The organism is Flavobacterium sp., assembly GCF_965262375.1.
Taxonomy (GTDB): Bacteria; Bacteroidota; Bacteroidia; order Flavobacteriales; family Flavobacteriaceae; genus Flavobacterium.
The window spans coordinates 1,303,709-1,326,252 of sequence record NZ_OZ253527.1; the positions used below are offsets into that span (position 1 = coordinate 1,303,709).

Consider the following 22,544-nt stretch of genomic DNA (forward strand, 5'->3'; position numbering starts at 1 on the left):
CAAATGTAAAGTTACTTCCGTACATTATAACATGACTACTTTAAAACATTCCAACTTTTAAACTTTATAACGTTATAACTTTAAAACATGACTACTTTACTACACTATTTTCCTCAGGATTAGCTTCTTGTCCACTGTGGCGGCGGGCTAGTAAATCAGCAAAATATTTGCGCCCGTTATTGACAACCGTAAGCGTATCTGTATAAAAAGGATTGTTTCTGTTTTTTGCCATGACTAATACATATTCACTAAGATTTCTGTATGTTTCTAATATGTTTTTTCGTAGTAACTTGGTGTTAAATACCTCTGCCGAAATGGTATTGGTTGAGCGCTGGTTGAAGGTGTTTTTAAAGGCATTATTTGTCTCTTCTAGTTTGTTAATATGACGTTCTAAGCCTAGCAATTGAATAGCTGAGCTGTTTTTTGCATGGCGCAACTCGACAATCAAGTTGTCTATACCTAAACTTTCAGCTTCATAATTTTCTTCTTGTATGTCTTTGTAAGCTTTCAATACAATTTTGAGGGTTGCATAGGCGTCTTGTTCCGTGGTGTCATCTGTGTACTCAAACACAGAATGGGCACGGCGTAAAGAACGAATGGCTTTGTCGCGTGAATTGTCTAGTTTTAGTAGCAATTCACTTTCTGTTTTAGCACGTTTCTGATTTAAAGCTGCATCATAAATAGGTGATTGCTCTTTTAAAGTATCAAATAAGCGCTTAAAATCAGTATCGGTAGCTACATCTAAATTTTGATTTTCAAAATCAGTCAAAAAACGGATGATAAACTGTCCAACTTCTAAGTTTTGTAATCTGGTGGTTGAAATTTCAATTAGTTTCATAATATAGCTGTTTATTTATGTTTATATGTCTATAGTGTTATGGTTTCCTTTTCTAAGTTTGCGCCTTAGTATAATTTATGTGTAAAGACTTCATTGATTGTTCGGTTAGTTGACATGGTATAACCTTATGTTGTGCCATTTCTAACTTTGAATTTATGATCTTGAGGTATGCCTTTATAAAAGCATTAAGTTTTGTGCTAGCTCTCGATACGCTTCGCATTCGAGCTAACGATGATTCTGATTTTATAATTTGCCATCAATTTGAGTAATTTTTGGAATGAAATAGAAAAAACATACCAAGCATTTCACACGGAATAACTTGATTTTTTAATACACTTTATTTTAAAATTAAAGGGAGTTTCCTTGTTAGGAATTGCGGGGTTCTTGCTTACTTAAAGTAATTTCTTTGCAACCAAGAGGTACTTCGTGCTGTTTTCATAATGATTTAGTTTTTAGTTGTTTGCCTTTCAAATATAATGAATTGTTCGCATTTCTGTAAATTAAATTTTCAAAAAAATTATACCCTGTATAAGAAAATTTCTGATCATCGTATCGCTACGACGGCTTAAACTGAGTTCCAAGAGAGCGTTGTACCGCTACGACGGCTTAAACTGAGTTCCAAGAGAGCGTTGTACCGCTACGACGGCTTAAACTGAGTTCCAAGAGAGCGTCGTACCGCTACGACGGCTTAAACTGAGTTCCAAGAGAGCGTCGTACCGCTACGACGGCTTAAACTGAGTTCCAAGAGAGCGTCGTACCGCTACGACGGTTTAAACTGAGTTCCAAGAGAGCGTCGTACCGCTACGACGGCTTAAACTGAGTTCCAAGAGAGCGTCGTACCGCTACGACGGCTTAAACTGAGTTCCAAGAGAGCATCGTACCGCTACGACGAGCCAAAAATGAAACACTTAGAGTTGTCGTACTGCTACGATGATCTGAAATATGCAAAAGCGGTTAGGTACTGCTACAATTTTTAGAAAGTGTTTTCAGAGACAGTTGTGCCGTTATAATGGGAATTGTTTAGTTAATTTTTAGTGCTAAAAAATTCAACCAATTCTCTCTATAACTACTTCCAATAGGGATTTCTATAGTATTTATTTCAATTTCATTTTTACTGTAAGCAGTAATTTTTTCGTAATTTATTAGGAATGAACGATGGATACGTACAAAATTTTTGGGTAGCATTGTCTCTACAGACGAAATGTTATGTTTTAAATGATGTGAAACTCCATTTTCTAAATGTATCGTTATGTAATCTTTTAAGCTTTCTATAAAGATGATTTCTTCAAAAATAAGTTTGATTTTTTTATTAGCTGTTGACAGAAATAAATATTTGATTTCTGTGTTTTCTACTATGTTTTTTGGAGTCTGTAGCTGTTTGTATTTCTCAATGGCGGTAAAAAACCTATCGAAAGTAATAGGTTTTAAGAGATAATCAATAATATTGAGTTCATAACCTTCAAGTGCATATTCCCTGTAAGCAGTAGTGAAAATGATTTGTGGAGGATTTTTTAATTTTTTTATAAAATCATTTCCTTTTAGCAAGGGCATTTCTATATCAAGAAAAATCAAGTCTATTTGGTTTAATTCTAAGAAGTTATATGCCACTAGAGCATTTTCACAAGAATGAACTAGCTCGAAATTTTCAAAATGTGATAAATGTGAAGCAATCAATTCTCTTGCTAGCGGTTCATCGTCAATAATCAAACACTTGTATTTCATTGCATTCAGATAGTTAATTGTAGTTTTACAGTATACAAATTAGTAGTTTCCTCAATACTTAAAGTATGCTTGTTAGGGTATAATAAATTTAATTGTCTTTTTATGTTAATTAGCCCTATTTGGGATTTTTTTAAATTCAAATTAGAGTCATTTTGGGGTATTGTATTTTCAATTTTAAATTCAATAGTACCATTAAACGAAAATAGACTTATATGAATCTTTGCTTTGCCGGTTTCGTTTACCACTCCATGCTTGAAAGCGTTCTCTAAAAAAGTTAAAAGAATTAGAGGTGAAATAGGTGTTGTTCCGTTGATGTGTTTGTCAAACACAATAGCAACTCTTTTATCTCCATACCGCAAATTTTCGAGTGAAATATAATTTTCTAATAATTTAATTTCATCGGAAATTGTAACATATTCAGAATTGCAACGGTATAGTACGAAATCTAAGATTTCAGATAATTTAGCAATAACTTCAGGTGCTTTATCATCTTTTTTTAGTGCCAAAGTGTAAAGATTATTAAGTGTGTTGAAAAGAAAATGAGGGTTTAATTGATTCTTTAGTATTTTCAACTCCATATTTTTCTTTTCTTCTTCTATTTTTAATAATTGTTGTTGCTTTCTGTTGAAGCTGATGAAGCCCATAATGATGATGGGGTAGGTAATAAATGAAAATTCTCCAAAAATTAAATAGGGAGATGTTAGTCGTTGAGATAAAGACATTCTATGTCCTGGCCAATTATCAAAAAAACCTTCAAATTTGGGTTCTAGATAGTAGAATTTCAAAAACATTAAAGTAGTAAAAACCAAATATATCCAAGCAAACGAAGTAATTGCAAACAGTATGTGTTTTTTCTTGTTGAGTGTATTAGGTATAATCCAATAGATAATTGCATAAGCGCCTATGGCTTGCATTATTATTTTCCAAATATAAACATATAGGAATGTGGAGTAACTAATATTACTTGGCTTTGAGGAAACATATAAGAGTAAAATAGATGACCAAAAAATAAAATGTTGTAGTATTCTTTTGGTGTTTATATTCTTTAAAAAAAGCATAATCCAATTTAAAAGGGAAAGATAGTAAAATTAGTCAGCAATCTTACTGGATGATGATAAATGCATTGTTCTCGTAGTTGAAAGATACTTTTGGGACTACCAATGCGAACATCTATTCAAAAAGCTTTTACGTTTGCGTAGCCCACCTCTTTGTCGTTGACTTAGTATAGAAAAGGTTGACTTTTTTAAATTGGTCAAAAAAATGAGATGAAAATAAAAATAATTGCATTGATTGCATTTATGCAAAGTGCTTGTGGTATTTCCCAAACAAAGGAAATTCAAATTATTGATACTAATCCACTAATCAAGCCTACTTTGTTTGCAGATTTAGGAGAAAGTTGTACCACACCTGATGGAATGGCAGTTGATAGAAAGGGAAATTTATATTTATCTGTTTTGAATCCAACTTCATATGAAAAAAATGGGGCAAAAATTTTAAAGTTTGATGAAAATGACAAACCTTTCATTTGGTGTGATAAATTGCCTTTACATCCCATTTCAAAACGGGTGCATCCTATGGGAATGGAATTTGGTCCAGATGGGAATCTGTATTTTATGGACAATCAATTTTTTGCTGGTCAAAAGAATGCATCACGATTAATTAGAATCATTGTCAAAAATGGAAATCCGATAGATTGCGAAGTGCTTGTTGAAGGCTTTTATTTTGGAGAAGCTGTCCGATGGAGAAATAATCGAGTTTTTGTTACTGATGCTTTGGCTGAAAAGGATAAAGAAAGTAGCATTTTTTCTTTTTCTCTAAAAGAATTGAATTCGGGTAAAATTTTTTTAAATCCCATGAATCGGACTAATTATTTATTATGCAGTTTTACGCTTAAATCTACTGTAACTGAACCAACCATAGGAATTGACGGAATCGCTTTTGATTCAAAGGGTAACTTATACGCAGGCAATTTTGGTGATGGGGTAATTACTAAGTTTGAATTTGATAGAAAAGGAAGGTTAATATCTAGAAAGGATGTTTTTAGCTCTGATAAATTGCAATGTTGTGACGGATTTTATTATGATAAACTACGTAACTCCATTTTTATTGCAAATTATACTGATAATAGTGTTCACGAATTTAATTTAACTAAACAAACAATTTCCTTAATTTGGAAAAATGAAAATGCTGATGGTGCTGACGGGCAACTCGATAATCCGTGTGAAACGATTGTTTATAAAGGGAAGCTTCTAGTGGTAAATTATGATACTTTTTTAGGTAAAAAAAATAAAGAACTTGACCAGTTTCATACTATTTCAAGTTTTAATATTAATAATTAAGAAACAGTAGGTATAGAATGATGATGAATTGCTTAAAAAAGGTACTGATTAGATTTATTGTTTTTTGGAGTAGTGCAATTGTTTATTCCCAAACGGACAAAGTTGATATGCTCATAAAGGATTTGATGCAAAAAAACAAAATCATTGGTTTGCAATTAGCAGTTGTAAAAGAGGGTAAGATAATTAAAACAGGTAATTATGGTTTTGCAAATATTCAAGATTCAATAGCTGTAGATAGTAAAACTGTTTTTAGTATTAATTCGATAACTAAAGCTTTTACAAGTGTTGCTATTATGCAATTAGTAGAAAAAGGAAAGCTCAATCTTGAAGACCCAATTTCTAAATATTTAGATAGTTTACCTGAAACTTGGAAAAACATTAAGATAAAACAATTGGCTACCCATACCTCGGGAATTCCTGATATTTGGGATGCAGAGGGAAATATATTGTCAGATAACAGTGAGACTTTGTTTAAAAAAGTAAAAGAAATGCCCCTTGACTTTCAACCAGGTGTAGAAGTAAGGTATAATCAGACTAATTTTATACTGCTGGGTAAGTTAATTGAAAAAATTAGTGAAAAATCCTTTGAGCGTTTTATCAAAGAAAATCAGTTTGAAAAAGCAGGGATGAAGCATTCTATAAAAGCTGGAATTGGAGCCTTTGGTGAAATAATCTATCACTCTGCCAGACCTTATTATTATTCTCCAAATGGAGTTTTGACCAATGTATATCAGCCTATGCCGGATAGTTTATATCCAGCTGGAGGAATATATTCAACGGCAACAGAATTAGCACAGTGGGTTATTGCATTGCAAAATCATACTTTATTTAATGCTGGAAGTCTTAAAACTTTATTAAGCCCTATAGAATTAAAGAACGGCGAAGTGTATGAGACAAACAATTTTTTAAATAGAAGTTCAATGGGATTTTCGCTATCCACCAACGAGAAAAATCCTGTAATAGCTTCTTTGGGAGGCGCAAGAAATGTTTTGTTTATATATCCAAAGGATAATATTGCTATTGTGGTTTTGACTAATTTAATGGGGTCTCATCCACAAGATTTTATGAAAGAAATTGCTAATGCTTATATAGCAAATTAGAAGAATTAAATAAAAATAAGAGCCGAATTTGAAATTTCAAATTCGGCTCTTTGGTATTATAAGGATATTGTATCAGATAGGATTATCCTAAAAACGGATATCTATAATCTACTGGAGTTACAAAGGTTTCTTTAATCGTTCTAGGTGATACCCAACGTAATAAGTTTTGAGCTGAACCTGCTTTGTCATTCGTTCCTGAAGCTCTAGCACCACCAAAAGGTTGCATACCCACTACAGCACCTGTTGGCTTGTCATTGATATAGAAGTTACCAGCACAGTTTTGTAAGGCAACCGTCGCTTCTTCAATAGCATAACGACATCCGCTGAAAACAGCACCTGTTAAAGCGTATTCTGAAGTGGCGTCTACTAATTTTAATGTTTCCGCCCAAGTAGCATCTTCATACACATAAATTGTTAACACAGGTCCGAATAATTCGGTTTCCATAGTTGCATATTTAGGGTTTGTAGTTAAGATAACCGTTGGTTCCACAAAATATCCTTTCGATTTATCATAACCACCACCAAAAATTACTTCTGCATCAGCATCTGCTTTAGCTTGGTCAATGTATTTTGCTAATTTATCAAATGAACCTTCGTGGATTACTGCCGTTACGAAGTTTGAGAAATCTTCTGGAGAACCTTGTTTGAAAGTCGCTAATTCTTTACCCATTTCTTCTTTAATAGCAGGCCATAAGGAAGCAGGGAAATAAGCTCTTGATGCCGCTGAACATTTTTGTCCTTGGAATTCGAAAGCCCCACGAATGGTATTAGCCACTACTTGTTTTACATTAGCGCTAGGGTGTGCTATTACAAAGTCTTTACCACCTGTTTCGCCTACAATTCTTGGATATGTTTTGTACGAGTGAATGTTTTCGCCTATTTTCTTCCATAATTCTTTGAAAATGAAAGTCGAACCAGTGTAGTGAATTCCTGCGAAATCAGGAGAGGCTAAAACGGTGTCAGTAATCATTACTGGGTCACCAAAAACCACATTGATTACACCATCAGGAACCCCCGCTTCTTTAAATACATCAATAATTACTTTAGCAGAGAATACTTGGCTGTCCGATGGTTTCCAAACCACTACATTACCCATTAAAGCAGCACTTGCAGGCAAGTTAGCCGCAATAGCCGTAAAGTTAAAAGGTGTAATGGCATAAACAAAACCTTCTAACGGACGGTATTCTACACGGTTCCAAACTGATGAATCGGAAGCCGGTTGGTCTTTGTAAATTTGCGTCATGAATTCTACGTTGTAACGTAAGAAATCAATCAACTCACAAGCGGCATCAATTTCTGCTTGGTGTACTGTTTTAGATTGTGCAATCATAGTAGCCGCATTGATTTTTGCGCGGTAAGGACCAGCAATCAATTCAGCTGCTTTTAAGAAAATAGCAGCACGTTGTTCCCATGCCATATTAGCCCATTTGGTACGGCTTTCTAATGCATTTGCAATCGCTTTTTCTACGTGTGCTTTTTCTGCTAAATGGTAAGTGCCCACTACGTGTTGGTGGTCGTGCGGAGGCGTCATGTTGCGTGTGTTTCCAGTACGGATTTCTTCGCTTCCAATATATAAAGGAACTTCTACAGTAGCGTTCCACATTTCTTTATAAGCCGCAAGTACTGCTGCTCTTTCTGGAGAATTCGGTGCGTACGATTTTACGGGTTCGTTAACCGCTTTAGGTACGTTAAAAAATCCTTTAAGCATTGTATTGATTATTATAAGGTTATACGATGAATTTTTATAAATCGCTAACAAAAGTACAAACTTAAAGTTGAATTTTTAAATAAACTGAGAATGGATTTTGGCTTAAATTTGAGTAGATAAAAGAAAAGTTAGCTTAGAGCTAACTTTTCTTTTTCTTATTGTACATTCTATAAATATAATATCCTGCGAGCGCTACTAGTATATAAGGGATAGCCATCAAATATACTATACCGTCGTTGACCGCTTCAGCTTGAGCTGTATCGCCTGTGCTTTCTAAGGATGCACGACACATGGCGCATTGTGCCTGAGAGAGCATGGGTAGCAAAACACTACTAACGCATAGTGCTTTAGTTTGTAACCTTTGACTAGCTAACATAATACTGTGAAATCATTAGATATACTATTACCCCAGTAACGGCTACATATAACCATAAAGGGAATGTGATTTTTGCAATTTTCTTATGCTTGTCAAAACGTTCTGCTAAAGCTTTTACATAAGTAATTAAAACCAAAGGGATAATTGCTATGGATAAAATGATGTGGGTAATTAAAATGAATAAGTAAATAACTTTCATTAGTCCAGTTCCACCGTAAGAGGTTGCCTCGGCAGTCATATGATAAGCTACATACATCCCTAAGAAAGCTACCGAACATGCAATGGCTAATTTCATTAGGCGCTCATGTAGCAAGCGGTTTCCTTTTTTTACAGCCATTACTGCCCAGACTAATAATGCTGCTGTAATACCGTTTATCGTTGCGTAAATAGGAGGTAAGAAGCTTAGTGGCTTAACGTCGATTCCGAAGTTTTTTAACTTAACTCTGAAAAGTAAGGCTACTACTAAAGGAATGGCGATGGATAATATGATTATCCAAATTCTGTATTTTTTTTCGATGTTATTGTTTTCCATAAATTCAATTAAATAGGATAAATTAAAAATTAAAAGATAACTTATTGCGAGAATTACGTTTTTGAAATTATTGTGCTTTTGAAATTGCTAGTGCATATTGAATTTACTCTGCCAAAAGCTTCGAAATATCTTGTTTGATTTGTTTGATACCTTCAGGCTTTAATCCGTCGTAATACACAATTGGGTTGCCATAATCGTCTTTACGACAACGAATATTCCCTTCTTTATCAATCAAGGCAAACATACCTGAATGCTCAAAACCGCCGTTAGCCTTTTTGTTTGCTCCTACGTAGAGGTTAAATCCTTTTTGTGCTAAATCATAAATATATTTTTGGTCACCCGTTAAGAAGTTCCAATACATTCCTTTCAAACCTAATCCTTTTGCATGCTCTTTCAATACTTGAGGTGTGTCTGTTTCAGGATTAATCGTGATAGAAGCAATTCCAAAATTAGCGTTTGAAGCAAAACTATCTTGTACTAATTTCATGTTTCTATTCATGATTGGACAAATGGTAGGGCAAGTGGTAAAGAAAAACTCTACAACATAAACTTTTCCTTTGTAATCTGCATTTGAAATAGTTTTCTTATCTTGATTGGTTAACGAAAATGCAGGTGCTTTTCCTACTGTAAACAAATCGCTTTTCCCTGTTCCTTCTTCGGTAACAGTACTCAAACGATCGCCTTTTACAACTTCACCATTTTTTATTCTAGAAATGATTTTTGGAATGAAAAGGATTCCGAAAATCAAAATAATGGCACTAACACCTATGTATGATTTATTTTTCATATTATTTCTTTTCGTGTAAACGGAAATTATCTTTGTCTTTGTTGCGTTTTAATGCCAAACGATATTCACGCAATAAAATCTTAATATCGTCGGTCATTTCATTATGCAAATCGGCTGCAGAAGTAGAGTTGTAGCTTTCTTTGTATTCTTCTTTACCCTCTTTGTTTTTGCCTTTTCGACCGCGATGGTTAATGTCTTTGTCTAAAATAAACACCTCCGAGGTCATACAATCTGGGCTCAATTTTCCTTTTAATTTAAAAGAATCATAGTAAGCTTGAATTTCGGGTTTAGAAGTAAAAACGATTTTATAACCCGACATGTTTTCTGTAAAACCATTCAGTTTTTCAATCAAATCAGCAACCTCCTTTTGCGCACCATCCACAGCGATTAATACCACTTGAAAGTCTTTGAAACCAACATATTTATCGTAAATTTTTTGATTCAAGTTAAAAATATTTCCTTGGATAGCTTTGATATCACTTCCAATGAAGCCAACAACCGAAATTTTATTTTTAAAAGATATCGGCTTATTGTCTAAAGATTTCCATTGCGGTAATTCTAAATTGTTTTTAGAAATTGTGGGTAAAAAGAGTTGATTGTGAGTGGCAGTAGCAAAAATAAGATAAATTAGTATGGGTAATACTAATAGGATAACGAGTACCATTTTCTTCATAAGAAAAGAATTTTAAATGTCTACAAAAATAAAAAAATCCCGACGTAAATCGGGATTCTTTTTGAATTAATATCTTGTTAAAAATTCCATTTAATGGTTGAATTTTTAAACACCTCGAATACATAATCAGCTTCAACTAATAAGATAAAAACTAGATATATGATTAAGAATACTAATGGTGCCACAATTGACCAGCGCAAAGAAGCAACTTCACCTTCTAAGTGCATGAATGACCACATAATTCCGTATGCTTTTGCTACTGTAAGGATGATGAAAATCCAGTTCAATAAATTCATCCCTAAAACATTTGTAAAGTGTAAGCTGTGAGGTTTGTAAATACCTAAAATTACCTCTACTATAGTGATTACAGATAAAATCCCGAATACTTTCCAAATTTTACCAGCGTTTGATTCGTGTGCGTGTCCCATAACTACAACTATATTTTTTAATTATACTAAGTAGAAGAAAGTGAATACGAATACCCAAACTAAGTCTACAAAGTGCCAGTATAAACCAACTTTTTCTACCATTTCATAACTACCTCTTCTTTCGTAAGTGCCTAATAATACATTCAAGAAGATGATGATATTGATAACTACTCCTGAAAATACGTGGAAACCGTGGAAACCAGTAATGAAGAAGAAGAAGTCAGCAAATAATTTATTTCCGTACTCGTTTTGTTTTAAGTTAGCTCCTTCAACTACGGTTTTAGCTGATTCTAACATTTTTAATGATTCTTCACGAGTTAAAACGATTTTTTGTTTTGTAGTAGCGTCAATTTTTTCCGAGCGAACTAAGATGTCTTCGTTTGCTTTGAAACCATCAACTACTTCAGCAACTGAAATTTCAGGAAGTGTACCTTCTTCTACAAACCATAAACCTTTGCTACGAGTGTGTTGTACACGCTCTTCTGGCAAGATTGATGCAAATTCATGTAATGCAACACGTTTGCCTTCTTTGTTTACGAATTGTAAAATTGAACCACCTTTAGTTTCTACTGCTCCATACTCTCCTTTGATGAAGTTTTTCCATTCCCAAGCTTGAGAGCCTACGAATATTAAACCACCAATGATGGTTAGGAACATGTAAACAGCTACTTTGTCCTTTTTCATTTGATGACCTGCATCAACCGCTAATACCATAGTTACGGATGAGAAGATAAGGATAAAAGTCATTAAAGCTACGTAGTACATAGGTGCTGGTACTCCGTGCATGAATGGGAAGTGTGTGAACACCTCATCGGCCAAAGGCCATGTTTCAATAAATTTAAATCTTGAAAAACCGTAAGCAGCTAGGAATCCAGAGAAAGTTAAAGCGTCTGATACAATGAAGAACCACATCATCATTTTACCATAGCTTGCTTTCATAGGCTCGTTTCCTCCGCCCCAAACTTTACCTTCAGTACTTGTAGTAACTGTCGTTGCCATAGAATTCATTTTAAAAAGTTGTCAAATTTACATTTTTTATTTTTTATACGAAATATAAAAACACAAACAAATACACCCATAGGAAGTCTAAAAAGTGCCAAAACATTGCACCAAGCTCAATTCCAGTGGCTTGAGACGCGTTGTATTTTTGTTTATAATGATTATAAATTATAATTAAAAGCGAAATTACTCCAGCAAAAAGGTGTGCTAAGTGTAATAAAGTTAGCATGTATAAGAACGAAGTAGTAACAGTGCTTTCGCTACCTGTAAAGTAATACCCCATTGCAATTATTTCGCTAAACCCTTTGAATTGAAAAAAAACAAATGATAATCCTAAAATTAGGGTTGCTAGTAAAAATAAAGTTGTTTTATTTCTATCGTTCTTTTTTGTCGAAAGTTTTGCTAAGTGAATGGTTATGCTGCTTAAGACGATTAGGATGGTGCTAATAGTGAAAGCGGGGGGTAAAATCATGTCGTGTACCCAGTCTTTGCGTGAAGCACTTACTAAATAAGCACTTGTAAGACCTGCAAACATCATAAACATACTTAGCATGCCGAACAATAAGATTAGCTTGTATGAACGGGCTTGTTTTTGTTTTTCTTCTTTTATTGTAAGTTCCATTTATCTCAAAAATTTATCTAATACATATACTATTTGCAAAAGCGAAATGTAGGATACACTCACAAGCATTAGGCTTTTGGCTGCTTTGTCGGTTTGTTGTTGGTATAGTTTTACAGCGTAAAGTAACATCCAAACTCCCATAGCTAAAACGATTAAGGTTGATATTCCAGACAAATACAATTGTCCTGTATATCCGAAACTGGGTAGTACCGAGGCTACTACTAGCCATAGTGTGTAAAGTAGCGTTTGCATGGCGGTAGTTTTGTCTCTTTTGCCTGAAGGAAGCATGAAATAGCCTCCTTTTTTGTAATCTTCAAACAAAAACCAACCGATTGACCAGAAATGTGGAAATTGCCAAAAAAATTGAATTAAAAAGAGGGTGCCTGCTTCAATGCCAAATTCTCCTGTGGCTGCAACCCAGCCTAACATAAAAGGGATAGCGCCCGGGAAAGCACCTACAAATACTGATAATGGGGTTTTTGTTTTTAACGGTGTGTAAACACTAGTGTACAAAAAAATTGAAATGGCACCAAACATGGCTGATTTCTCGTTGATATTGTACAGGATTATTATGCCAAGTACTGCTAAAACGGTTGCGATTGAAAAAGCTGTATTAACAGACATTCTACCTGCAGGAATGGGGCGGTTTTTAGTTCGATCCATTAGCGCGTCTAAATCTTTTTCAATGATTTGATTGTAAGCGTTTGATGCTCCAACCATGCAATAGCCGCCTACGGCAAGCATAAGGAGAGTCTTTAATGTGTGGGTGTTGATCTCTTCTACGCCAAGTAAAAAACCAGCCATAGATGAAAAAACTACGCTGATCGCCAAGCCAGCTTTGGTAATTTCTTTAAAGTCAACAAACATTGATTTTAATGTAAAAGACGAATGTGAAGTGCTCAAGGCTAAATTTTTAAAAATCGATGCAAAGATAGGTGATAGTTTAGAAGTTTAAAAGTTTGCGGGTTTAAAAGTTGGTCTGTGGATTTGCTATTTTTAGTTTTTGATTGTTTTTAAATAACAAAAGGTTGGTTTCTGCAACCAACCTTTCTGTTTTTTGAGAGGTACTAAAACTATTTTTTAGCTTCTTCTTTTACAGCTTTTGCAGCTTCTTCAACTTTAGCGGCACCTGCTGCGGCAGCATCTTTAGCAGCATTTTTCATTTCTCCAGCAGCAGCGTCTACAGCGTGTGTAGCGTCAGTAGCAGCAGAATCCATGGCAGCTGTTGCAGTATCTACAGCTTCAGTCATTTCTGTTGCAGCAGCGTCTACAGCTTCACCAGTAGCTTCTTGAGTTTTGTCTTTGCAAGATGTCATTAAGGCAGCAATTACGGCTAAGCTAAAAAGTGTTTTTCTCATTTTTCTTAAAAATTTTAGAATTAATAATTTGAACTATTTCAGTTATAATATTAGTAAAAATATTCTATAATTCCAAATTTTTTATTAAGCTGATAATGTTTGTGCTTCTTTGTTGATTTTGTTGATTAAGCCTACTAGTACTTTTCCTGGGCCTACTTCTGTGAAGCTACTTGCTCCGTCTTCAATCATTTGTGTAACAGATTGTGTCCATTTTACGGCTCCTGTTAATTGTGCAATCAAGTTGGTTTTAATTTCTGTAGGATCACTTACTGCGCTCGCTGTAACATTTTGATACACTGGGCAAGACGGTGTACTGAATGTTGTTGCTTCAATAGCGGCTGCTAGTTTTTCTCTTGCTGGTTCCATCATAGGGGAATGGAAAGCACCTCCTACAGGTAAAATTAAAGCACGTTTTGCTCCTGCTTCCTTCATTTTTTTACAAGCTTCTTCAACTGCTTTTAATTCGCCTGATATTACTAATTGTCCAGGACAGTTGTAATTAGCTGCAACTACTACGCCATCTATTGATTGGCAAATAGCTTCAACTACTTTGTCGTCTAAGTTTAAAACTGCTGCCATGGTAGATGGTGTAATTTCGCAAGCTTCTTGCATTGCTAAGGCTCTTTTTGAAACTAACTTTAAACCATCTTCAAAAGATAAAGTGCCATTTACAACTAAGGCAGAGAATTCGCCTAAAGAATGACCTGCCACCATTTCTGGTTGAACATCAAGTACTTTTGCTAAAATTACAGAGTGTAAGAAAACAGCTGGTTGTGTAACTTTAGTTTCTTTTAGTTCTTCTGCCGTGCCTTCAAACATAATGTCAGTGATGCGGAAGCCTAAAATTTCATTGGCTTTTTCAAATAATTCTTTGGCTAAAGGTGACGTTTCGTATAGTTCTTTACCCATTCCAGTAAATTGTGCTCCTTGTCCAGGAAATACGTATGCTTTCATATCGTTTTATTTTTTTAACTATTCGTTTGGTTGAGTTTTTATTTCAAAGGACAAAAGTACACATTTTTTATTGTTCTAAAATTTTGTAACAATTCATATGGTTTAGCGTATAATAGAAAGAACTAAATTATGTATGTATGAAAAATTTTGTTAAAGTGTTTTTTCTAATAGGGATTGCTTTTTTACTCTTTTATATAACACTTCCTGTGGTAAGTTATGGTTTTGTGCAATTGCCTATGCTTCTTTTGGTTTTGTGTTTGTTGATAATGATAGTTTTTACGCAATTTCAAATTAGCCGTGATGGGAAAAAGCTAAAGATTACTGGGTATTCGGCGGGTAAAATAAAATATTTGATTTATTTGTTATTGGTGTATGTTTTTATTTTTCCAATGGTGAGTAGTAAAATGTTTCGCACACAATCGTATCAAAAACTTATTGGTAAAGTTGAAAATGGAGATAAAATTGCACGGCATATTGCTCCTATTTCCATGAATGAAATTCGTGTGGTTGATGAGAAGTTAGCTTATCTATTAGGGGAGAAAGTTTTGGGTTCGCAACCGGCTTTAGGGAGTCAGGTACATTTGGGGGAATTTTTTATTCAAAAAGTTCAAAATAAATTGTATTGGGTAGCTCCTTTATTGCATTCTGGTTTTTTTAAATGGATGAATAATACTGAGGGGACTCCTGGGTATGTTATGGTTTCTGCAACTAATGAAAGAGATGTGAAATTGGTGCAAAACGTTGGTGGTAAACCTGTGAAAATTAAATACCAGCCAGAGGCTTATTTTGGAGATTTGCTAAAACGTCATATTTATATGAATGGGTACGCAAACATTGGATTGACTGATTTTACATTTGAATTAGATGATCAGGGTAAACCGTATTGGGTAGTCACGCTGTATGAGAAAAAAATAGGGTTTAATGGTAAGGATGCTGTTGGGGTTTTAGTTGTTGATGTGACAACAGGTACAATGAAAGAATATAGTATTAAAAGCGCACCTTTATGGGTAGATCGTATTCAGCCTATTGATTTTATTGAAGAACAATTGAATGATTGGGGTGAGTTTATTCATGGTTATTGGAATTTTTCCAATACAGATAAATTACAGATTACGGAAGAGATGACCTTAGTGTATGGGAAAAATAACAAATCGTATTGGTATACCGGTTTGACCTCTGTGGGTAAAGATGAATCGGCAGTGGGCTTTGTGTTGGTTGATACTCGTACTAAAGAGGCAACTTTTTACAAACAAAGTGGAGCTACGGAATTTGCGGCACAAAGTTCGGCTCAAGGTAAAGTTCAGGAAAAAGGTTATAACGCTTCTTCACCTATACCTTACAATATTAATAATATTCCTACCTATGTGATGACTTTGAAAGACCGTGGTGGGTTGGTGAAAATGTATGCCATGGTGTGTATTAACGATTACACTATTGTAGGAGTAGGGAATACGATGCGTGAAACATTGATGGCGTACAAAAATGCATATAATATGTCGGGAAATATTATAAAACCTGATGCAGCAACGGATAAGAGAAGTGTTGTGGCGACAATTACTCGTATTCAAAATGATGTGAAAAACGGAAATAGTTTTTATTATTTTACTGTAAGTGGGCAAAGTAAAATTTTTATTGGCTCTTCACAATTGTCAAATCAATTACCGATTACTCGAGTGGGAGATCAAGTTGAGATACTCTTTGATTCGGATACAGAAGAAGTGATAGATGTATCGAGTTTTAGAAATTTAAGTTTGTAGTAATATAAAAGGGAGGCAATTGCCTCCCTTGAATTTATTATCCACTTTATTAGAATGAATATCTTGCTGAAAAATTCCAAGTTCTTCCAAACCCGAAAAATGCACTGTTGTTTTTTGCAATGCCATTATAATCGCCAAAAACAGTCCCGTAAGTGGTTTGTGTATTAGGGATGTTTTGATCTTTACCAAAACTAGAATTAGATTCCATAATATATTCCGCATCAAACATATTGTCCATGTTTAAGGTTAACTTCAGTTTATGTTGATTGTTAAGTTCGATCGTATAGTCAGCTAAACAGTCGATCACAGCATAAGAAGGAAGTTGTAAAGAGTTGTCAAAATAATTTGTATTGTAGAAAACAGGGTCAAAACGTTCAATAGGTGAATTTGTATAAAAACGATCGTAATATCTTCCTTTCATACCTAATTGAAGGCCTTTAGCAACAAATACTTTAAAACCTAAGTTAGCCATGGTTTGTGGGATGCCACCTATAAAGTTATTCTTTACGTATAAGGTGTTTACAGCTCCGCTGTTGTAATAAGTAAAATCTGCATTCGTTTTGTATTTCCATACCCCGTATGAGAAGTTTGAAAAGATATTCATTTGTTTGAACGGGTAAAAACTCAAATCTGCTTCTACACCATAGTTTTCACGATTGATACCTGTTGTCGCACCAAAGAAACCTGAAGCTGCATCGGCATATGGAATCGTTGAATCTTTGTGTAAGGCCCAGTAACCGTTTACTTTAAAAAGTAAATTGTTTAAAGTAAGTCCATATCCAGCCTCGGCAGAATAGAAGTCTTCGTTTTTGTAATTCGTATTAGGCGTTTCTGAAAAACTTGAGAATACATTGGTATATATAGGTGCTCTTGAAACAATCCCTCCATTAAGCCATGCATTATGGTTGTTTGTGATGTTAAAGTTGGCTCCTATTTTTGCATTATAACCATCTATAGTTACCAGTTCTGAATTGTGACCCTCTTTTGTGATTAAGTTGTATGTATTTCTGCTTAAAAACTGTCTGTTATATCCTCCTTGAGCTAATAGGTTTATCTTTTCGAAATTGGCTTCAATTTGTGCATAACCGCCAGCATAGTTGATATTAGAAGTAAAGTCATAATTTACTTTTGAGCTTTGGTTTACACTTTTAAAAGAATTTAATATATTGTTTCTAGTATTGTGTAGATCTTTTTCAGTGATGATATTGTTGTAAATGCTTAAGTCATTTGTAAGGGCTGTGAAGTCGCTACTTACTGCAAAAGCATCTGCTCCAAATAAATTTTCAATTGTACGATAATTATTGTAAGAAGTTTTGCGTAAATCAACCCCAGCATTAATCTTCAATATTTTGGTAAGGCTTTTGTCGATATTTGCAATGGCTCCGTAAGTTCTGGTTTCTTTGTTATCGGCAGATTGACTTACACCGCTTATATCTCCAATAGCGTAGGTTGGGGTGCCATCTGGTAAATTATAGAAAATAAAAGATGGTAAGATTGAATTTATATTGATTGTATTAATAGGGAATTTTGGCAGGTTAAAATTTGTGTATCTTAGAAAAGAATATTTGCCAGTATTAAAACCATTAACGTAATCAAAATCAATCTGAGTATGGTTGTTTTGAAAGTCTGGGTGGTCTGTTAAGTAAGGCGTAGGAACATTGTCAAAAGATGCAAAAACATCATGTCCTATTAATCGAACATTACTACTTTTACCAATAGAGCTATAGGCTTTTACAGAAAGTTGATCGTTGCTGTTAAATTTGTAATCCCATTGTAATATAGCCATTGGTTTGTGGCTGTTGTTACTTTGTGCGTTAAAAGTGTTTCCTTGGTAAAGTCCCCAATCAATATTATAGGTTCTGTCAAAATTTTCTCCGTTTAGGTCAAAATAATTGCCAATAGTCGTCATGGTATTTCTTTGATTATGCCATTGTGGAGTTCCCATTAATTTAAATTGGAAATTATGTTTTCTGTTCTCATAGCCTAAAGCTAGGAAATAACTTGTCGCATTAAAATCGGTTTTTTGGATATATCCATCACCACTCATATTGTTAAGCATGATATTAAAGCCAAAGCCGTTTTTAAGTTTACCCGTTCCGTAAGAAGCTCCAAATTTTCTAAATCCGTTAATACCTGTAGAAGTGAAAATTTCGCCACCTCTTGCAGCAAAAGCATCTTTGAATAGGAAGTTGATACTGCCTGCTACTGATGAGTTAACTAATTTCGAAGCTCCTAAACCTTTTTGAAGCTGTACAGAACTTAATGCGTCAGTCAAGCCTACCATGCCAGTCCAGTCTACATTTCCATTTTCAAGATCGTATAGTGATATACCTTCTGTCATAGGAGTGATATTGTTTTGGTCAAAACCTCTTAATCGCAATTGCGAGTCGCCAAAACCACCTCCCATGCGTGAAACGTAAGCTCCAGACATGTCGTTTGCTAGTTCGATAAAATCGTTGTTGGTTGCGTTTAACTGTAAGTCTGATTGAAAAACGGTTGATGAAGCAATTGGGGTTTTTCTGTTTTGAACTACGTCAACAATAGAAGAAGCGTTTTCGATTTGCTTCTGAATATCAGGAGTAAGTGTTATTGTCTTTAAATCAATTAAACCACTCTCAGTACTGGCCATCTCATTAATAACTATGTAAGTTGTCTTGAAGTTAAAAAAACTCACTTTTAAACGATTTTGAGAAACTAGTCCTTTAAGGGTAAAAGCCCCTGTAAAATCGGTATAGGTCGAGTAAATTTCGTTATCTCCATCAGCTGGTACAATTGCTACTTTTGCAGCATAAATGTTTTCTAACGTACTGCTGTTTTTTATAACACCTGTAATCTTAACGTTTTTTTGTGCTAGCACTAAAGTTGTGAAAGCTAAAAAAAACATTAAATTTAAATAATGTAGGTTTTTTTTCATGTTATTATAAGGTTAAGTTAACATTGCGAAATTACTATCAAAATTTAAATTTTTGACAATAATAGAAGAATTTCTACAGTTTTTTGATATATAACTAACTGTTTGTTAGAATTTTGTGTTTTTTTTGTAAGATGTTTTGTTTTTTTGTAAGAATTATGCTGAGTAAATGTTAAAAAATAATAAGTTGACAAAAGTATATATGTTGTTTTTTTGATTTATCATTATTAATTTGTTGGAAATGTAACAATTCATGATTTTAATCGATCTAATTGTCCTTTGTTTTTTACTATATTTTTATAATCCCACTGAATAATTCGTGATTTTTCAAGCCATCGCTTCAAATCATCCGAGTTAATTTGAGAAATGTCGGTGTAAGTGAATGATGCGTCTTTAAATTTTCCACTGCCTGCTTGTAATAGAGGTTCGTCAAAGCTCATGCCGCTCCAAAACATTAGTCGAATGCCTGCCTTTAGTTTACTATAGCCTACTATTGGATTTCCTTCTAAAAACCAAACGGGATGCGCATGCCAAATTTTGTTTTCGGCTTCCGGCAACTGCGTATGGATAAGTGTAGCTAAGGTTTCACAGATTAATTTCTCGTTTTCTACTTGTTTGTTGTTGTAAGCTGAAATTTCTGGGTGCATTTTAGTGAAATTTAAAGATTAATTTCCATAGGAATATCCATCAATAAGATTTTTGTGTCTTCGTTAACTTCAAATGTGATGAATTCTGTTTCCCAAATACCTATTGCATCACGGCGATTGATTATTTCATTATTCACGCTTACGGAGCCTTCAATACACATCAAATAGACTCCATTTCCGTTTTTTTGAACGTGATGGGTAGCTTCTAGTTTTTGGGTGTAATTACCTAAATAAAACCAAGCATCCTGATGAATCCAAACACCCTCATCTTCAGAATTGGGTGATAAAATTTGAATAAGTTGGTTTTCTTTATGATTAACATCTAGAGTGATTTGTTGGTATCTTGGGGTGACATTTTGTTTGTTAGGGAATAGCCAAATTTGAAACAGTTTTGTAGGTTGGTCGGGATTCGGATTGAACTCACTATGCATCACGCCCGTTCCTGCACTCATCACTTGAATGTCCCCCGTTTCAATAGTAGCTGCATTGCCCATGCTGTCTTTGTGTGCTAAAGCACCTTCTAAAGGAATGGTAATAATCTCCATGTTATCATGCGGATGCATCCCAAATCCCATACCGCCAGCAATAGTATCGTCATTTAAAACACGCAACACACCAAAATGTACTTTATCGGGATGATGCCAATTGGCAAAGCTAAAACTATGGTAAGCATTAAGCCATCCGTGATTAGCGTGACCTCTTTCGTTTGCTTTATAGATAATGTATTTCATATGTGTAAAATTTATTTGTTATAGGTCACATATGTTATCGCCTTTATTCATAGGTGTTTGCATACGCAAACTGCAAGTTTTTATGCGATTTCATATGTTAAAGATAACGAATTAAAATAATAAATCCGATGCTTTAAAGAGCATCGGATTTTGTTTATTAATGAAAGTAATCTTCTTCAATTTCAAATTCGGCATCTTTTTCCCAAATTTCCATTTCACAAGGTTTACAGTTGAATTTAAGCTTGTATTCTACCTCACCTTGTTTCAAAACTAGTGGTTCCGCTAGTTTTTGGTCCATGTTTTCACGGTGGTACTTCGGACAACGTTCTAATTCGTATTTGATGCAATATTTAGTAGTCATCACGCGTGATTTTCCAGGTTCCCATTGCAATTCGAAAGCTTGTTCTATTTCAGCCACGCCGTGACGTTCATAAAAAGCACGTGCATATTTATTAGAAACATTATACATGTAATCCAAATGTGTTTCTGGATAAGGATGGGATGTTTTTTCTATTTGGTGTTCATGTCGAATATAATTTGCTAAACGAATTTCAGACAATTGTTCGTACACTTTTCTACGCATTTCATTGATTTTAGAAATTGGAAGAAACCAATTTTCAGAGAAATCAATCGTAATTTCATCCGCAGTATACGGTGTAAATCCAGTTTTAGCCAAATTTATTTTAAAATTCTCTGCTAGCGAATCCCCTGTCTTGGTTTGGTCTTTTGGATGCTCGAGTTGTACGGTACTTAGGTTGCCATCTTCATCGGTAGCTATCAATTCAAAACCGTTTTCAATTTCTTTTAAAACCAATTTTGTACTGATTTTACGAACCGCACTATCTTCTCTTTCTACCAATTTGATGAAAGCAGCATCGTTGTTACGATAAATTTCCGTTCCGTTGGCAATTTCTTTCAATACATTGGGATATACAATGCCGTTTTCGGCTCTATTGACATAAATTCCTTCCGCTTCATTATTCGCATTGATGAAACAAAGACCATCGCCGTTGTTAAGCATTTCTCCGTTTTCAATTACGTACGAATTGCCTACCGTTTTGATAAGTTTTCCAATGTACTGCCCTTTCGATTTTGGACTTTCCCAAGAACCAATGGATTGATGTCTTTCGTTTACAAAATAATCAGTATATCCACGGTTAAAGGTTCTGTCTAAAGCCGATTCAAAACTATAAGTGCAGGTTCCTGAAGAAGCCTTGCTATATTTATCGCTGTTTTCTGCTAAGAAAGCATCCAGTTTTTTGCGTAAGTACGAAACATTGTTTTTTACATACACCACGTCTTTCAAACGGCCTTCAATTTTAAAAGAAACAATACCTGCTTCTACTAATTCTGGAATTTGATTCGACACATCGAAATCTTTTATAGAAAGTAAATGTGAATTTTTGATTAGCGTATCTCCATTACCGTCTATTAAATTATAAGGTAAACGGCAGTTTTGTGCACAAGAACCACGGTTTGCAGAACGTTCTCCATTAGCCACACTCATATAGCAGTTTCCACTAAACGAAACACAAAGCGCACCAGTTACGAAGAATTCTAATTCTACATCCGTTTCTTCGGTTATTTCTTTGATTTGATGAAGATTTAACTCGCGGGCCAGTACCACACGTTGGATACCAGCGTCTGCTAAGAATTTGATTTTTTTAGGGTCACGGTTGTTAGATTGTGTACTGGCGTGTAAAGCAATAGGAGGTAAGTCCAGTTCTAACAAGCCCATATCTTGGATAATAAGCGCATCAACGCCTATTTCGTACAATTTCCAAATCAACTGACGACAAGTTTCTAACTCGTTGTCATATAATATGGTATTAATAACCACAAAAACTTGTACGTTGTATAAATGGGCATATTTTACCAGTTCGGCTACATCCTCAATAGGGTTGTGCGCATTAGAACGTGCGCCAAATTGAGGTGCGCCAATATAAACCGCATCAGCACCCGCATTGATAGCTGCGATACCTGTAATTAAATCTTTTGCCGGAGCTAAAATTTCAATCTTCTTCTTCATCTTTAAAAAGCTAATTTTTTGGAGGTTACCAAA

At 34.6% G+C, this 22,544-nt stretch carries 22 protein-coding genes; 4 read left to right on the forward strand and 18 right to left on the reverse strand.

The features are described from left to right. Positions 1-91: 91 nt before the first annotated feature. The 3 genes from ACQY29_RS06055 to ACQY29_RS06065 form a co-directional block, all read right to left on the reverse strand. Positions 92-838 (reverse strand): DUF6261 family protein, encoded by a 747-nt coding sequence (locus ACQY29_RS06055; protein ID WP_428224337.1) that lies wholly within the window; start codon positions 836-838, stop codon positions 92-94. A gap of 1,020 nt (positions 839-1,858) precedes the next feature. Continuing rightward, positions 1,859-2,560, reverse strand: a complete 702-nt coding sequence (locus tag ACQY29_RS06060) for a LytR/AlgR family response regulator transcription factor (protein WP_428224338.1) — start codon at positions 2,558-2,560, stop codon at positions 1,859-1,861. Positions 2,561-2,565: 5 nt separating this feature from the next. Next, positions 2,566-3,474 carry a sensor histidine kinase gene (locus ACQY29_RS06065; RefSeq protein ID WP_428224339.1) on the reverse strand — a complete coding sequence of 303 codons (909 nt, stop codon included), beginning with the start codon at positions 3,472-3,474 and terminating at the stop codon, positions 2,566-2,568. A 351-nt stretch (positions 3,475-3,825) separates the two neighbouring features. On the opposite strand from ACQY29_RS06065, the gene ACQY29_RS06070 reads away from it, so the two are divergent. Both ACQY29_RS06070 and ACQY29_RS06075 read left to right on the forward strand, forming a co-directional pair. Further along, positions 3,826-4,899, forward strand: coding sequence for a hypothetical protein (locus tag ACQY29_RS06070; RefSeq protein ID WP_428224340.1), 1,074 nt, complete (start codon positions 3,826-3,828; stop codon positions 4,897-4,899). Positions 4,900-5,006: 107 nt separating this feature from the next. Then, positions 5,007-5,999, forward strand: coding sequence for a serine hydrolase domain-containing protein (locus ACQY29_RS06075; RefSeq protein ID WP_428224341.1), 993 nt, complete (start codon positions 5,007-5,009; stop codon positions 5,997-5,999). An 82-nt stretch (positions 6,000-6,081) separates the two neighbouring features. Here the strand turns inward: ACQY29_RS06075 and pruA are convergent, their stop codons facing one another. The 9 genes from pruA to cyoE all read right to left on the reverse strand — a co-directional run bounded on the left by pruA (position 6,082) and on the right by cyoE (position 12,970). Then, on the reverse strand, positions 6,082-7,707 hold the full coding sequence (gene pruA / locus ACQY29_RS06080; protein ID WP_428224342.1) for an L-glutamate gamma-semialdehyde dehydrogenase: 1,626 nt from the start codon (positions 7,705-7,707) through the stop codon (positions 6,082-6,084). A gap of 139 nt (positions 7,708-7,846) precedes the next feature. After that, a complete protein-coding gene (locus ACQY29_RS06085; protein WP_428225924.1) occupies positions 7,847-8,083 on the reverse strand; it encodes a hypothetical protein in 237 nt (78 codons plus the stop codon). Continuing rightward, positions 8,073-8,615, reverse strand: a complete 543-nt coding sequence (locus ACQY29_RS06090; RefSeq protein WP_428224343.1) for a DUF420 domain-containing protein — start codon at positions 8,613-8,615, stop codon at positions 8,073-8,075. The genes ACQY29_RS06085 and ACQY29_RS06090 overlap by 11 nt, the downstream gene beginning before the upstream one ends. 103 nt (positions 8,616-8,718) lie before the next feature. Further along, positions 8,719-9,402, reverse strand: coding sequence for an SCO family protein (locus ACQY29_RS06095; RefSeq protein ID WP_428224344.1), 684 nt, complete (start codon positions 9,400-9,402; stop codon positions 8,719-8,721). A gap of 1 nt (position 9,403) precedes the next feature. Then, complete coding sequence (locus ACQY29_RS06100; protein WP_428224345.1) at positions 9,404-10,075, reverse strand: hypothetical protein; 672 nt, start codon at positions 10,073-10,075, stop codon at positions 9,404-9,406. 77 nt (positions 10,076-10,152) lie between these two features. Next, the gene (locus ACQY29_RS06105) at positions 10,153-10,503 is read right to left on the reverse strand and encodes a cytochrome C oxidase subunit IV family protein (RefSeq protein ID WP_428224346.1); all 351 of its coding nucleotides are present in this window, start codon (positions 10,501-10,503) and stop codon (positions 10,153-10,155) included. Positions 10,504-10,524: 21 nt separating this feature from the next. Further along, the gene (locus ACQY29_RS06110; RefSeq protein WP_428224347.1) at positions 10,525-11,502 is read right to left on the reverse strand and encodes a cytochrome c oxidase subunit 3; all 978 of its coding nucleotides are present in this window, start codon (positions 11,500-11,502) and stop codon (positions 10,525-10,527) included. 43 nt (positions 11,503-11,545) lie between these two features. Then, positions 11,546-12,124 (reverse strand): cytochrome c oxidase subunit 3, encoded by a 579-nt coding sequence (locus ACQY29_RS06115; RefSeq protein ID WP_428224348.1) that lies wholly within the window; start codon positions 12,122-12,124, stop codon positions 11,546-11,548. After that, positions 12,125-12,970, reverse strand: a complete 846-nt coding sequence (gene cyoE, locus ACQY29_RS06120; protein ID WP_428225880.1) for a heme o synthase — start codon at positions 12,968-12,970, stop codon at positions 12,125-12,127. Here cyoE and ACQY29_RS06125 point away from each other — a divergent pair. Then, positions 12,894-13,079 carry a hypothetical protein gene (locus ACQY29_RS06125; RefSeq protein WP_428225925.1) on the forward strand — a complete coding sequence of 62 codons (186 nt, stop codon included), beginning with the start codon at positions 12,894-12,896 and terminating at the stop codon, positions 13,077-13,079. The genes cyoE and ACQY29_RS06125 overlap by 77 nt on opposite strands. A 118-nt stretch (positions 13,080-13,197) precedes the next feature. On the opposite strand, the gene ACQY29_RS06130 is transcribed toward ACQY29_RS06125, so the two are convergent. Then, on the reverse strand, positions 13,198-13,482 hold the full coding sequence (locus ACQY29_RS06130) for a hypothetical protein (protein ID WP_428224349.1): 285 nt from the start codon (positions 13,480-13,482) through the stop codon (positions 13,198-13,200). Between the two features lie 84 nt (positions 13,483-13,566). Beyond that, positions 13,567-14,436: an ACP S-malonyltransferase gene (gene fabD, locus ACQY29_RS06135; RefSeq protein WP_428224350.1), complete on the reverse strand. Its 870-nt coding sequence runs from the start codon at positions 14,434-14,436 to the stop codon at positions 13,567-13,569. A 137-nt stretch (positions 14,437-14,573) separates the two neighbouring features. On the opposite strand from fabD, the gene ACQY29_RS06140 reads away from it, so the two are divergent. Beyond that, a complete protein-coding gene (locus ACQY29_RS06140) occupies positions 14,574-16,193 on the forward strand; it encodes a hypothetical protein (RefSeq protein WP_428224351.1) in 1,620 nt (539 codons plus the stop codon). A 49-nt stretch (positions 16,194-16,242) separates the two neighbouring features. Here ACQY29_RS06140 and ACQY29_RS06145 read toward each other — a convergent pair whose 3' ends face one another. The 4 genes from ACQY29_RS06145 to ACQY29_RS06160 form a co-directional block, all read right to left on the reverse strand. Beyond that, complete coding sequence (locus ACQY29_RS06145) at positions 16,243-19,107, reverse strand: TonB-dependent receptor plug domain-containing protein (RefSeq protein WP_428224352.1); 2,865 nt, start codon at positions 19,105-19,107, stop codon at positions 16,243-16,245. A 248-nt stretch (positions 19,108-19,355) separates the two neighbouring features. After that, complete coding sequence (locus ACQY29_RS06150) at positions 19,356-19,751, reverse strand: DUF1801 domain-containing protein (RefSeq protein ID WP_428224353.1); 396 nt, start codon at positions 19,749-19,751, stop codon at positions 19,356-19,358. Positions 19,752-19,762: 11 nt separating this feature from the next. Then, positions 19,763-20,482, reverse strand: a complete 720-nt coding sequence (locus ACQY29_RS06155) for a pirin family protein (RefSeq protein ID WP_428224354.1) — start codon at positions 20,480-20,482, stop codon at positions 19,763-19,765. Positions 20,483-20,639: 157 nt separating this feature from the next. Continuing rightward, positions 20,640-22,511 carry a peptidase U32 family protein gene (locus tag ACQY29_RS06160; protein WP_428224355.1) on the reverse strand — a complete coding sequence of 624 codons (1,872 nt, stop codon included), beginning with the start codon at positions 22,509-22,511 and terminating at the stop codon, positions 20,640-20,642. Positions 22,512-22,544: the final 33 nt, after the last annotated feature.

Coding starts and splice junctions, on each gene's coding strand:
- ACQY29_RS06105 (WP_428224346.1), bottom strand. CDS start 10,503: ATGGGACACGCACACGAATCAAACGCTGGTAAAATTTGGAAAGTATTC.
- ACQY29_RS06145 (WP_428224352.1), bottom strand. CDS start 19,107: ATGAAAAAAAACCTACATTATTTAAATTTAATGTTTTTTTTAGCTTTC.
- ACQY29_RS06140 (WP_428224351.1), top strand. CDS start 14,574: ATGAAAAATTTTGTTAAAGTGTTTTTTCTAATAGGGATTGCTTTTTTA.
- ACQY29_RS06110 (WP_428224347.1), bottom strand. CDS start 11,502: ATGGCAACGACAGTTACTACAAGTACTGAAGGTAAAGTTTGGGGCGGA.
- ACQY29_RS06075 (WP_428224341.1), top strand. CDS start 5,007: ATGCTCATAAAGGATTTGATGCAAAAAAACAAAATCATTGGTTTGCAA.
- ACQY29_RS06160 (WP_428224355.1), bottom strand. CDS start 22,511: ATGAAGAAGAAGATTGAAATTTTAGCTCCGGCAAAAGATTTAATTACA.
- ACQY29_RS06100 (WP_428224345.1), bottom strand. CDS start 10,075: ATGAAGAAAATGGTACTCGTTATCCTATTAGTATTACCCATACTAATT.
- ACQY29_RS06130 (WP_428224349.1), bottom strand. CDS start 13,482: ATGAGAAAAACACTTTTTAGCTTAGCCGTAATTGCTGCCTTAATGACA.
- ACQY29_RS06115 (WP_428224348.1), bottom strand. CDS start 12,124: ATGGAACTTACAATAAAAGAAGAAAAACAAAAACAAGCCCGTTCATAC.
- ACQY29_RS06060 (WP_428224338.1), bottom strand. CDS start 2,560: ATGAAATACAAGTGTTTGATTATTGACGATGAACCGCTAGCAAGAGAA.
- ACQY29_RS06090 (WP_428224343.1), bottom strand. CDS start 8,615: ATGGAAAACAATAACATCGAAAAAAAATACAGAATTTGGATAATCATA.
- ACQY29_RS06150 (WP_428224353.1), bottom strand. CDS start 19,751: ATGCACCCAGAAATTTCAGCTTACAACAACAAACAAGTAGAAAACGAG.
- fabD (WP_428224350.1), bottom strand. CDS start 14,436: ATGAAAGCATACGTATTTCCTGGACAAGGAGCACAATTTACTGGAATG.
- ACQY29_RS06065 (WP_428224339.1), bottom strand. CDS start 3,474: ATGCAAGCCATAGGCGCTTATGCAATTATCTATTGGATTATACCTAAT.
- ACQY29_RS06095 (WP_428224344.1), bottom strand. CDS start 9,402: ATGAAAAATAAATCATACATAGGTGTTAGTGCCATTATTTTGATTTTC.
- ACQY29_RS06070 (WP_428224340.1), top strand. CDS start 3,826: ATGAAAATAAAAATAATTGCATTGATTGCATTTATGCAAAGTGCTTGT.
- ACQY29_RS06085 (WP_428225924.1), bottom strand. CDS start 8,083: ATGTTAGCTAGTCAAAGGTTACAAACTAAAGCACTATGCGTTAGTAGT.
- ACQY29_RS06155 (WP_428224354.1), bottom strand. CDS start 20,482: ATGAAATACATTATCTATAAAGCAAACGAAAGAGGTCACGCTAATCAC.
- pruA (WP_428224342.1), bottom strand. CDS start 7,707: ATGCTTAAAGGATTTTTTAACGTACCTAAAGCGGTTAACGAACCCGTA.
- ACQY29_RS06055 (WP_428224337.1), bottom strand. CDS start 838: ATGAAACTAATTGAAATTTCAACCACCAGATTACAAAACTTAGAAGTT.